Source organism: Phenylobacterium conjunctum, from assembly GCF_042679085.1.
Taxonomy (GTDB): domain Bacteria; phylum Pseudomonadota; class Alphaproteobacteria; order Caulobacterales; family Caulobacteraceae; genus Phenylobacterium; species Phenylobacterium conjunctum.
On the sequence record NZ_JBHTLQ010000002.1, the window covers coordinates 150067 to 161725 of the forward strand.

Genomic DNA, 11659 nt, shown 5'->3' on the forward strand with positions numbered 1-11659 from the left:
GCATGCTGGCTTTGATGATGGATCGGGCGCTGAACCTGTCCTCGATCCTGGAGTACGCCGCGGCCTATCACGGGGATCGGGAGGTGGTGAGCCGGTCGGTGGAGGGGCCGATCTTCCGCTACACCTATGCCGACGCGCTGAAGCGCTCGAAGCAGATGGCCAAGGCCTTGCTGGACCTGGGCGTTAAGCCCGGCGACCGGGTGGCGACCCTGGCCTGGAGCACCCACCGCCACTTCGAGCTCTACTATGCGGTGAGCGGCATCGGCGCTGTGCTGCACACCATCAATCCGCGCCTGCATCCAGACCAGGTGGCCTGGGTGGCCAACCATGCCGAGGACACGGTGCTGATGTTCGACATCAGCTTCGGTGACCTGGTGGGCGAGATCGCCGGCAAGCTTGAGACGGTGAAGACCTTCGTGGCCATGACCGACCGCGCGCACCTGCCGGCCGCCGCGCCCGCCGGCACGCTGGTCTATGAGGACCTGGTCGCGGCCCAGACGCCGGCGTTCGACTGGCCGGAGATCGACGAGCGGGCGGCGTCCGGCCTCTGCTACACCTCGGGCACCACGGGCAATCCCAAGGGCGTGCTCTATTCGCACCGGGCCACCGTGCTGCACGCCATGGCCATGGTGCAGCCGGACTGCTTCAACCTGGGCGCCGCCGACGCCGTCCTGCCCTGCGCCCAGATGTACCACGCCAACGCCTGGTGCACGCCCTATGGCGCGCCGATGGTGGGGGCCAAGATGATCCTGCCAGGCCGCTATCTCGACGGCCCTTCGATCTGCGAGCTGGCGGTGGCCGAGAAGGCGACCTTCCTCCTGGGCGTGCCCACCATCTGGATCGGGGTGCTGGATCACCTGGACCAGACCGGCCAGACCCTGACCACCGTCAACACCGTCTGCATCGGCGGCTCGGCGCCGACCGCCTCGCTGATCACGCGGGTGGAGCGCCAGATGGGCGCGACCGTCCGCCAGATCTGGGGCATGACCGAGACCAGCCCCATGGGGGTGATCAACACCGGCCTGCCCGGCCACGCCGAGGAGAGCGCCGACCAGGTGGTCGCCCGCAAGCTGAAGCAGGGCCGCGGCCTGTGGGGCGTCGATATGCGGATCGTGAACGAGGAGGGCGCCCTCCTGCCTCGCGACGGCAAGAGCCCGGGCAAGCTGCAGGTGCGCGGGCCGTGGGTGGCGTCCGCCTATTTCAAGAACGAGGGGGCCAGCGCCTTCACCGACGACGGCTGGTTCGACACCGGCGACATCGCGACCCTCGATCCGGAGGGCTATCTGCGCCTGACCGACCGGGCCAAGGACGTGATCAAGTCGGGCGGGGAGTGGATCTCGACCCTCGACCTGGAGGATGCGGTCTGCTCGCACCCGGCCGTGGCCATGGCGGCGGCCGTGGGCATGCCGCACCCCAAGTGGGACGAGCGGCCCCTGCTGCTGGTGGTGCTGCGCCCCGGCCAGAGCGCCGATCCGGAGGTGCTGAAGGCCCACGTCTCCGAGCGGGTCGCCAAGTGGTGGACGCCGGACGAGGTGCGCATCGTGGAGTCGCTGCCCATCGGCCCGACCGGCAAGGTTCTGAAGCGCGAGCTCCGGGATCAGCTCATCGGGACGGCGGGCTGAGGGGACTGACCCGCCCAGGCCGCGGAGCGGCGAGGTCCTATTTCAGCACAAAGATCACGAAAGGCACGAAGGCACAAAGGGGGCCGGTCCTGGCGCGCTGGTGTCCGGGTGGGATTGCGCGCGCCGCGCGCCTTGGTGTCCTTTGTCTTCCTTTGTGGCCTCCGTGTCCTGCTTAGGGCGTTGGCCCCAAGCTCCGACCCTTGCCTGAGCACAGAGCCGGTTATTTTGCGCTGCAGCATGAACCGCCCTTGTCTCGCCGCGTTGTGAGCCCCAGCTAGACGGCTGGTAAGCGTGGAGGAGGGCGTCGTGGCGCGCAGGCGGCCTAAGGGCGTTCTGGAAATCGGGCTGGCGGCGGCGGTCGCGGCGGCCACGGGGCGGACCGAGCACGTGGCGACGGCGGACGACTATCCGGACCACATCGTGCGCAGGATCTCGTTCAAGGCCGGTGGCGGCCTGGGCTGGCGCATCTCGGCCCTGGCCACCCCGCGCGAGCGGGTCGCGCCGTGGAAGATCGTGGTGGTGACCGGCGCGCCGTCCTGGGCGGAATACTGGGCTCCGGCCCTGGCCGCCTTGCCGCAGGACCGGGAGATGATCGTCGTCGACCGGCCGGGCTATGCGGGCTCCGAGCCCATCGAATATGTCGGCGACATCCGCCTGCAGGCCCAGGCCCTTTCGCCCCTCCTGGAGGCCAAGCCCGGCCAGAAGGTGCTGCTGGTGGGCCAGTCCTACGGCGCGGCGATCTCTGTGCTGATGGCGGCGGGCGCCAAGCCCCGCAAGCTGGCGGGCCTGGTGCTGCTGTCCGGCTATTTCGGCCATTCCGGGCCGACGGCGGATTTCCTGCTGAAGACCGGTTCGCGGCTCCTGAAGCTGATCCCTCGCGACCTGCGCCACGCGGTGCTGGAGGTGAGCAACCAGAAGCCCCAGCTGGACGGGGTGCGCGCCGCGCTCACCCGCCTGCGCACGCCGGTGCATGTGGTGCACGGCGACCGGGACGACTTCGCCCCTATCGAGATCGCCGAGGCCCTGGTGGCCGAGACGCGGGCCCGCCGGCCGATCCGGTTCGAGCGGGTGCCGGGCGCGGACCACTTCCTGAACGACGGGCCGGTGGACGTGCTTTTGGCCGCGCTGGAGGCCTGTCTGCCCAAGCCCCGGTTCCGCCTCGCCTGGCCACAGCTTCCGGCGCTGCAATGGCCCTGGGCGCGGCCGGCCCAGGCGGCTTCGCCCAGCGCCGAACTTGCGTGAATTTCCCTTGGCGCGGGATGGCTGAACAGCGATAAGGTTTCCCCAACGACGCCTCGGTCGGCGGTTTTCCGTACCCAGGCTTCGATAATCCGCCCGCCACAGGGCGCCGTTCGGGGAGATCGCGAAAATGAAGGCCGCAGTGCTGCGCGAAGTGGGCAAGCCGCTTCAGATCGAAGACGTCCAGATCAACAAGCCCGGCCCGCACGAGGTGCTGATCCGCACCGTCGCCGCCGGTCTCTGCCACTCCGACCTTCACTTCATCGAAGGCTCCTATCCGACCCAGCTGCCGGCCGTCCTGGGCCACGAGAGCGCCGGCGTCGTCGAAGCCGTGGGCTCGGAAGTCCGCACCGTGAAGCCGGGCGACCACGTCATCACCTGCCTCAGCGCCTATTGCGGCCACTGCGAGCACTGCCTGACCGGCCACCTGAGCCTCTGCGTCTCGCCGGACACCAAGCGTGACGCCAGCGACGAGCCGCGCCTGTCGCTGAACGGCGCGGCCCTGCCGCAGTATCTGAACCTGTCGTCCTTCGCCGAGCAGATGCTGGTGCACGAGCACGCCTGCGTCGCGATCCGCAAGGACATGCCGCTGGACCGCGCCGCCCTGATCGGCTGCTCGGTGATGACCGGCGTGGGCGCGGCCATCCATACCTCGTCCGTGCGTCCCGGCGACACCGTGGCCGTGATCGGCCTGGGCGGCGTGGGTCTGGCGGCGGTCAACGGCGCGGCGATCGCCGGCGCCGGCCGGATCATCGCCATCGACACCGTGGCCTCCAAGGGCAACCTGGCCCGTGAGTTCGGCGCCACCGACTTCATCGACGCCTCCCAGACCGACGCGGTCAAGGAGGTTATGGAGATGACCAAGGGCGGGGTGCAGCACTCCTTCGAAGCCATCGGCCTGACCCAGACGGCGGAAGCGGCCTTCAACATGCTGCGCCGTGGCGGCACCGCCAACATCATCGGCATGATCCCGGTCGGCCATAAGATCAGCCTGATGGGCGCCGCCTTCCTGAGCGAGAAGCGCATCCAGGGCTCGATGATGGGCTCCAACCGCTTCCCGGTCGACATGCCGCGCCTGGTGGACTTCTACATGTCCGGCAAGCTGAAGCTGGACGAACTGATCTCCCAGCGCATCCGCCTGGACCAGGTCAATGAAGGCTTCGCGGACATGAAGAAGGGCGGCCTGGCCCGTTCCGTCATCGTCTTCTGATCCCTATTGTCCGGCTCCGGACGACCGAAAAGCCCCTCCCTGGCGGAGGGGCTTTTTTGTTAAGCCCGGGGAGGTAACAGGTTGCCGCGTTACAACACCTGATGGGCTTTTGAGCAGGCGCCCTGGAATAACGTAGGTTTTAGGGAGGTCGCCCCTTGCGCCGAACCCGCGTGAGGCGCGAAAACAGTCTCAAGTTAAGGTCTGCGACGCAACAAGACGGCGCGATCAGGTGGGCGCGAGCGGCGCGCCGGGGAAACCCGGGATCGCCAAAGGGACAAGCGCTTCTAGGGGGGAGGCTAGCGCCGCTTCGGGATCGGAGCAGGCGCCGGCGCTGGAAGCGTTATTGAGGGGGCGGTTCGAAAGGACCGCCCCTTCTTGTATTTGGAGTTTGGCGGGTCAGGGCCGAAGCCAGCCGGTCAGGGCCGGACGGACATAGTCCTGGAGCAGATCGCCCACCGCCGCGGGGCGGGCCGAGTTGAAGGTCACCAGCACCAGCTGGCCCGCCAACAGCGGGTCCACCGCCCTCAGGCTGCCGTCAGCTATGCCGTCGGCGATCAGGCCCGACAGGCTCATGGCCGTGGCGTAGAACCTGCGGGCGACGTCGGTGCGGATGTCCGGCGGGACCGCGGCCAGGGCGTAGTGGCGCAGGAGCCGACCGTCAGGCGCGGAGGCCTGCAGCTGCGACAGGGACGCCGTCCACAGCCACAAGCGCTCCCAGCCGTTGCGACCGTTCGAGAGGGCCAGGCGGCGCGCCTCGCCCATCAGCTCGATGCTGCGCTCGAAACAGGCGACCGCCAGCTCATCCTTGTCTGTGTTGTGGTGGTAGAAGGAGCCCTTGGTCACCTTCAGCTCGGCGGAGATCTTCTCCACCGAGGCGCCGCGATAGCCCTCGCGGTTGATCAGCGAGGTGGCGGCGGTGAGGAAGCTCTCGCGGGTCACCTCGTCGTTCTGGGCCTCGCACCCGCCCAGGGCCGGCAGGGGCAGGGCGGGCGGGACCGCGCCATCCGGGGCCATCCCGTCGATCAGGATGTCGGCGAGGCGTTCGCCCACCCGGACGTAGTCCTCCGGCGCATAGGCGCCCAGCCAGGCGTCAGTCCAGCCCAGATGATCCACCAGCAGCCGGGCCAGGGCGTGACGCCGGGCCGGCGTCATCCACGGCGCGTCCTCGCTGCGGGTCAGGCGGCCCAGCCGGATATAGAGATCAGAGAAGGCCTCCATCAGGCCTTCGGCGCCCACCAGCCGCACCTCGCTGAACGGGGCCAGCGGCCCCTCCTCGCCCAAGGCGACGCGGCGGCGAACCTCGACATAGGCGCGGATCAGGGCGCGCAGGCGGGCCTGGGGCGTCGCCTCCCGCTCAGCGGCGTCGACCATGGCCGCATGGCGGGCCAGGGCCACGTGCAGCACGGCGCCGGCCAGGTCTTCCTTGCGCTTGAAGTAGTAAGTCAGGCTGACCGGATGCAGGTCCATCCGCTTGGCCACCGCCGCCAGGGTGAAGCCGCTGAAGCCCTGGTCACAGAAGACCTGGGTGGCGGCCTCCATGATCGCCTCGCGCTTGGCGGCGTATCGGGGGCGCATCTTTCGGGGCTCTGCGGCCGGGGACATGACCGCGATCCTGGTCGGTTGGCTCATGCCGGGGTTTAGACCCGGCGCGCGCGGCGGAAAAGCGGCGGATTGAGCTTTTAGCGGCGCAGGCCGGCGGTCTGCACGGGATCCGTGTTGGCCACCGCCAGGCGCTTGGGCGCGGCCTCGGGGGCCACGCGGTCCTGGGCGGCCTGTTCCTGTTCCTGCAGCAGGCGGTCGATGCGGGCCTTCTCGGCCTTGAACGCCGCCAGCTCACGGCCCGCCAGCACGGTGCCTTGCGGCACCTTGGCGCTGACCGGATTGACGCGGGCGCCGCGATACCAGGTCTCATAGTGCAGGTGGGGGCCGGTGGAGGCGCCGGTGGAGCCCACATAGGCCACCAGCTGGCCTTGGCGCACCCGCATGCCGGGCTTCAGGCCCTTGGCGTAGCGCGACAGGTGGGCGTAGCCGGTCTCCCAGCCGTCGTTATGGCGGATGCGCAGCCAATTGCCATAGCCGCCCCAGCGGCGGGCCTCGACCACCACGCCGTCGCCGGCGGCCAGGATCGGGGTGCCGCTGCCGGCGCCGAAGTCGATGCCCTGGTGCATGCGGTTATAGCCCAGGATCGGATGGCGGCGCATGCCGAAGCTGGAGGTCATCCGCGCACCGTCCACCGGGGTGCGCAGCAGGAAACCTTTGATGTTCTTGCCGAATTCGTCGAAATACTGGATGTCGCCATCGTGGGCGAAGCGATAGAAGCGGATGCCCTTGATCTGGGCGTACTGCAGGTCGCTGGCCTCGACGGTGCGGCCGCTTTCGGTGATCTGGCGGTTGAAGACCAGTTCGAACTTGTCGCCCGGCTTGATGTCGCGATCGAAGTCGATCTTGTGGGCGAACAGCTTGACCATCTGCGAGGTGATGGCCGAGGTCGCGCCGAGCGCCGTGGCGCTTTCATAGAGGGAGCCGGAGATCTCGCCCTGGGCGACGGTCTCCTCCTCGCGGATCTTCTCCTCCATCTCGCGCAGGCGAAGCGCCCCGTCGAAGGTGCGCGAGACGGTGACGGCGGTGGCCGGGCCGGTGCGCAGGGACAGGCCGATCAGCCGGGCCGGACCACGCTGGCCGCGGGGATGGGCGATGGCCGCGTCAAAGGCCATGCCGGCCTTGATGTGCACGATGTCCATGGTCTCGGCCAGGATCTGCACCACCTGGCGGGCCTCGTCAGGGGCGACGCCGGCGCGCTTGACCGCGGCCTCGAAGGTCTCGCCGGGCAGGATCTTCACCGGCACGCTTTCTGGGCGGGCGAAGCCGGGCTGGGCCTCGGCCTGGGTGAAGGCGGCGTGCTGCAGGGCGGCGATGGCGGCGGGGTCGAGCGGGGCGGGGATCGGCGCGGTGGCTTCCGCGGCGGTCAGGCGCCAGCCGAGCGCCAGGGCCGAGAACCCGATGACGCCCATCAGCAGACGGGGCGCCAATCGAAGGGTCGGACGTCGCGGATCAAACTCTTGCATCGTGCCCCCGTACTAACGATGCCCCCGAGCCGGTTTACCTTGTTACGGGTCAAACTGGCTCAACTCTTTGGAGTCCAGCAACATCCAGGCCGGACGAATCTTACCGAGGATGGTTAATCCTTGGTAATGGTGGCGCTTTCCGGCGGCTTTGTCACGGCTTTGCCCCTCACGGGCGACCCGGCCTGAGCCCCTTCGCGCGCCAGTTTGGCGCCTTGGTTAAATGAGGTCGAGCACCCGCTCCATGGGACGGCACAGGGCCGCGCCCTTGGGGGTGTCGACGATGGGCCGGTTGACCAGGATCGGGTCCTTGACCATGGCCTCGAACAGCACCTCGTCGGGCGTGTCCGGCTTGGTCAGGCCGAGCGCCTCGGCCTCGGTGCCCATGGTGCGCAGGATGGCGTGGGCGCCGACCCCCATCTTCTTCGTCAGGGCCTGAAGCTGCGCCTTGGTCCAGCCGGTCTTCAGATACTCAACCACCTGGGGCTCGAGCCCCTTGTCCTGCAGCAGGGCCAGGGTGTTGCGCGAGGTCCCGCACTTGGGATTGTGATAGATCACGATGTCGCTCATGGGCGTCTTTTAACCGCGTCCGCTCACCACTCCAACCGCGTGTGGGCCAGATCGACCCGGCTGTCCGACAGGTCGAAGGGCGCGATGGTCTTCGGGCGCGGGGGCAGGGGCGCGGCCCCCGCCGGCCAGCCATCGGTCAGCCAGCCGGTCTGAACCTCCAAGGCGCCGTGCGGGCTCTTCGTCGTCCAGTCCAGCGTCACCTGGTCCGCGCCCACCCAGCGGATCACCGTCCAGCGACCGGGCTGGTCGAGAATGGTCACGGGCTGGCCGGCCAGACGCACGTCGGCGAGGGGCGCATTGGCGCGCAGGCGAATGAAGGCGACACGGGCGCCCGGCCCCTGCAGGCTCAGGCCCTGGCGGCCGTCCGGGCCGACTGTGCGGCTGATGGCCGGCGCGGACCCGTCAATCATCGGGGCGGGCGTCGCCCAGGCGGGCTTGCGGGTCAGGGGCGGCAGCTCGCGCAGGGCGGGCTTGGCCGGCCCCAGGGCCTGGGCGCTCCAGGGATCGAGCTTGGGCGAGGTTGAGACCCGCCAGGCCTTGGCCGCATCGTGGTCGATGACGAACTGGACCACGGACGTCTGGGGGTGGCGCTCGCTCCACACCGGGGCGAAGCGGACGACGGCGACGGCGATGAAGCCGGCGGCCAGCAGACCGATGGCCAGGGCGCGCGGACGCGGGCTGTCGCCATCGGACTGGATCAGCGGCCACAGCACCAGGGCGCTCAGCCAGATCGCGATCGTCAGCAGCTCGGGCAGGTCCAGGCCCAGATAGAGCGCATGGCCATAGGGCAGGATCCAGGCCAGGCCGAGCGCGCCGCCGACGATCAGGATCGGGAGGCGCCAGGGGCTCTTGCCGGCGCCCAGGCCGGTGGCTGCGGCCAGCGCAGAGGCCAACAGGATCGGCCAGGCGAACAGGAAGGCGGTGGTCGGCGCCGCGGCCTGCATCCCGATGGCGGCCAGCAGGGCCAGGGCCAGTCCGCCGGTCCAGGCGCCGGGCACGCCGGCCGGGCGGGCGAAGGACAAGAAGGCGGCGACGGCGGCGGCGATCCCGGCTCCCAGGCCCACCGGATCCCAGCCCCCGAAGGCCGAGCAGGCGAGACCGGCGGCGAAGGCCAGGCCGGCGGCGGCGAACCGGCCCCTGCCTCGGCCGAGGCTGGCGGCGGCGTAGGTCATCACCCCGAAGGCGACGAGGGCGAGCGCCACCTCCCAGCGGACCGCCTGGGCGAGCAGGTGGCGTTGCTCGATGAAGCCGAAGCCAGCGCCGGTGGCCCGCCGGGCCAGGCGCAGGAAGGTGACCGAGGCGGCGATCAGGTAGAGGCCGGCGCCCAGCCCTTGCGCCACATCCATCAGCACAAAGGTCCCGGCCTTGCGGGCGCGGGCGACGGCCCAGCCCAGCAGGCCGGCGGCCACGGCCAGCAGCCCCCAGCCCACCATGGGCGGATAGGCGACCAGCCAGGGGCCGATGTTCGAATAGGTCTTGTCCGGGCCGCGGCCGGGCAGGCTGGGCTCGAAGGCGGCCAGGCGGGCGACGCCCAGCACCTCCTCGCCCATGTGCTGCAGGGCGCCCTGGCTGAGGTTGGCCGGGGTCGAGGTGGGCGAGTGATAGTCGAACTGGCGGCCGATGAAGGCGTAGTTCAGCCCCTGGACACCGGCCTTGTCCGACACCGTGAAGTCGGTGTCGTTGGGCATCTTCTTGTAGATGAAGACGGTCAGGGAGCTGGCCAGCGGATGGCGCGCGCCCCGGGCCAGCAGGTCCACGTCCTGGCCGTTGTTGGCGGCGGTCTGGAACATCTGCACCCGGCCGCCGCCGCCGCGCGTCTCCATGTTCAGCAGGTAGCCGATCCGCTTGGCCAGAGGATGCTGGTCAAAGAAGGCCTGGGCGCCGAGCAGGCCGCCCTCCTCGCCGTCGGTGATCAGCACGATCACGTCCCGCGCCGGGGTTCCTTGCAGCTTCAACAGCCGCACGATCTCCAGGGCCGAGGCGACGCCGGCGGCGTCGTCCGCCGCGCCGGGCGAGCCGGGGACGCTGTCATAGTGGGCCATGATGGCCAGGGCCGGGGCGGCGCGGTCGCGTCCGGGCAGGACGCCGACGATGTTCTGGACCTGGCCGCCCAGGACAAAGGTCTCCGGCCCCGGATAGCGGTCAACGCGGCGCACCCCGGCGGCCGACTGGACCTGGGGGTTAAGGCCCAGGGCGGTCATGCGCCCCACGAGATAGTCGCGCACCGCCGCATTGGCGGGCGAACCGGTGGGGTGTGGGCGGGCGGCCATCTGGGTGACGTCGGCCATGGCCCGGCCGGCGGAGAAGACGGTCGCGGGGGCGTCGGGCGCCAAGGGGCGCGGCGGCTGCTCGCTCCAGAAGGCCAGAACCAGCCCGGCGAGCACCGCCAGGATCAGCCCAAGGTCCTTGCGCATCTTAAAGCCCCCTACGTTCCCGTCCCCGGAGGGGAGGTTAGCGGCATAGGGGCGCCGGGGCCACCGCTACGAATGCTCCTGGCGCTGGACCCAAACGCAGAAACGCCCGCCGGGGGACCGGCGGGCGTCTGTAGAGGCTTTCCGTAAGGAGGTTGTCCGCTTAGGCGGCGATAACGCCCTCGGACGGGTCGCGCAGCACGTAGCCGCGGCCCCAGACGGTTTCGATGTGGTGCTTGCCGTCGGCCGCGGCCGCCAGCTTCTTGCGCAGCTTGCAGATGAAGACGTCGATGATCTTCAGCTCGGGCTCGTCCATGCCGCCATAGAGGTGGTTCAGGAACATTTCCTTGGTCAGGGTCGTACCCTTGCGGAGCGAGAGCAGCTCCAGCATCTGGTATTCCTTGCCGGTCAGGTGCACCCGGTTGCCGTTCACTTCGACCGTCTTGGCGTCGAGGTTGACGACGATGTCGCCGGTGCGGATCACCGACTGGGCGTGGCCCTTGGACCGGCGGACCACGGCGTGAATCCGGGCGACCAGTTCGTCCTTGTGGAAAGGCTTGGTCATATAGTCGTCGGCGCCGCCGCCGAGCGTTTTGACCTTGGTGTCGATCTCCGCAGAGCCGGACAGGATCATGATCGGCGTATTGATCTTCGCCACGCGCAGGGTGCGCAGGACGTCCATGCCGCTCATGTCCGGGAGGTTCAGGTCGAGCAGGATAAGATCATAATCATAGATCTTGCCCAGATCGACGCCTTCCTCACCGAGGTCCGTCGTGTAGATGTTGAAGCCTTCTGACTTCAGCATCAGTTCGATGCTCTGCGCGGTCGCGCTGTCGTCTTCTATCAACAGTACGCGCATCTAATCCCTCCTAAACCGCCCGCGCCCGAAATTCTCAATCCGATGAATCCGGATCGCGCTCGCGGTTAACTTACCGACGAGTGAATTTAAGACCGGTTAATGGTGAAAGCCTCGGAGGAATCGTTAACGCGATTTGAGAATCGGCCACAAGGCCGCCCGGAGAGGCCCGAGTCCGGGTGCTGTTGAATCTTTTGTGATTGGACGCTGGCCCCGAAGCGCCTGCGTCTCGTCCGACCGCCCCTCGTCCAAACCCTTGGATTCCAAGGCATGTTGATGGGGGAGAGAAACCCTGAATCTGATCAATAGCTTGAGTCTCGCCCGGAGTCCGCGCCGAAGCAGGCGGTCAGCGGGGCCGTGATTTGCGGCCCAGGACCCGCCCCGGCCGTCAACCTCAACAAAATAAATTTTCGCGCGGCTTCCGGCCGCACCCGCGCCAGGACTCATTTCGGGCGGAACGCGGGCGGGCCCCGTTCGTTAAGGCGGCGAAGCTGAAGGAGCCCCGTCAATGACCGTTTCCAACACCGCCCAGCATGACGCCCTGACCCAGTCCGGCGCCGGTCTTGGAGAGGTCGCCGGCGAGCCGGCCGCTGCGCCGCGCAACGGGCTCAAGGCCCGCCTCCAGCGCCACCGCGGCCTGGTGGTGGGGGCGGGGGTCCTGGCGCTCGGCGCCGTCGCCCTGGGCGTTG

Annotated in this window: 9 protein-coding genes; 4 read left to right on the forward strand and 5 right to left on the reverse strand. The window is 69.1% G+C overall.

Annotation, left to right across the window (positions count from 1 at the left end; translation table 11 throughout):
• The first annotated feature begins 2 nt into the window (after positions 1-2).
• The 3 genes from ACFQ27_RS01520 to ACFQ27_RS01530 all read left to right on the forward strand — a co-directional run bounded on the left by ACFQ27_RS01520 (position 3) and on the right by ACFQ27_RS01530 (position 4071).
• Complete coding sequence (locus tag ACFQ27_RS01520; RefSeq protein WP_377352112.1) at positions 3-1622, forward strand: long-chain fatty acid--CoA ligase; 1620 nt, start codon at positions 3-5, stop codon at positions 1620-1622.
• A 306-nt stretch (positions 1623-1928) separates the two neighbouring features.
• On the forward strand, positions 1929-2864 hold the full coding sequence (locus tag ACFQ27_RS01525) for an alpha/beta fold hydrolase (protein WP_374345304.1): 936 nt from the start codon (positions 1929-1931) through the stop codon (positions 2862-2864).
• Positions 2865-2991: 127 nt separating this feature from the next.
• Positions 2992-4071 carry a Zn-dependent alcohol dehydrogenase gene (locus ACFQ27_RS01530; RefSeq protein WP_374345302.1) on the forward strand — a complete coding sequence of 360 codons (1080 nt, stop codon included), beginning with the start codon at positions 2992-2994 and terminating at the stop codon, positions 4069-4071.
• 396 nt (positions 4072-4467) lie between these two features.
• On the opposite strand, the gene ACFQ27_RS01535 is transcribed toward ACFQ27_RS01530, so the two are convergent.
• The 5 genes from ACFQ27_RS01535 to ctrA all read right to left on the reverse strand — a co-directional run bounded on the left by ACFQ27_RS01535 (position 4468) and on the right by ctrA (position 10973).
• Complete coding sequence (locus ACFQ27_RS01535; protein ID WP_377352113.1) at positions 4468-5646, reverse strand: TetR/AcrR family transcriptional regulator; 1179 nt, start codon at positions 5644-5646, stop codon at positions 4468-4470.
• Between the two features lie 104 nt (positions 5647-5750).
• Positions 5751-7136: a M23 family metallopeptidase gene (locus ACFQ27_RS01540; protein ID WP_374345300.1), complete on the reverse strand. Its 1386-nt coding sequence runs from the start codon at positions 7134-7136 to the stop codon at positions 5751-5753.
• Positions 7137-7352: 216 nt separating this feature from the next.
• Positions 7353-7703 carry an arsenate reductase (glutaredoxin) gene (gene arsC, locus ACFQ27_RS01545; RefSeq protein ID WP_377352114.1) on the reverse strand — a complete coding sequence of 117 codons (351 nt, stop codon included), beginning with the start codon at positions 7701-7703 and terminating at the stop codon, positions 7353-7355.
• A gap of 23 nt (positions 7704-7726) precedes the next feature.
• Positions 7727-10117 (reverse strand): M20/M25/M40 family metallo-hydrolase, encoded by a 2391-nt coding sequence (locus ACFQ27_RS01550; RefSeq protein WP_377352116.1) that lies wholly within the window; start codon positions 10115-10117, stop codon positions 7727-7729.
• Positions 10118-10277: 160 nt separating this feature from the next.
• Complete coding sequence (gene ctrA, locus ACFQ27_RS01555; protein WP_374345297.1) at positions 10278-10973, reverse strand: response regulator transcription factor CtrA; 696 nt, start codon at positions 10971-10973, stop codon at positions 10278-10280.
• Between the two features lie 505 nt (positions 10974-11478).
• Here ctrA and ACFQ27_RS01560 point away from each other — a divergent pair.
• Positions 11479-11659 (forward strand): hypothetical protein (locus ACFQ27_RS01560; RefSeq protein WP_377352118.1); only part of this gene is annotated, 181 nt, incomplete at its 3' end.

Coding starts and splice junctions, on each gene's coding strand:
- ACFQ27_RS01550 (WP_377352116.1), bottom strand. CDS start 10,117: ATGCGCAAGGACCTTGGGCTGATCCTGGCGGTGCTCGCCGGGCTGGTT.
- ACFQ27_RS01535 (WP_377352113.1), bottom strand. CDS start 5,646: ATGCGCCCCCGATACGCCGCCAAGCGCGAGGCGATCATGGAGGCCGCC.
- ACFQ27_RS01540 (WP_374345300.1), bottom strand. CDS start 7,136: ATGCAAGAGTTTGATCCGCGACGTCCGACCCTTCGATTGGCGCCCCGT.
- ACFQ27_RS01520 (WP_377352112.1), top strand. CDS start 3: ATGCTGGCTTTGATGATGGATCGGGCGCTGAACCTGTCCTCGATCCTG.
- arsC (WP_377352114.1), bottom strand. CDS start 7,703: ATGAGCGACATCGTGATCTATCACAATCCCAAGTGCGGGACCTCGCGC.
- ctrA (WP_374345297.1), bottom strand. CDS start 10,973: ATGCGCGTACTGTTGATAGAAGACGACAGCGCGACCGCGCAGAGCATC.
- ACFQ27_RS01530 (WP_374345302.1), top strand. CDS start 2,992: ATGAAGGCCGCAGTGCTGCGCGAAGTGGGCAAGCCGCTTCAGATCGAA.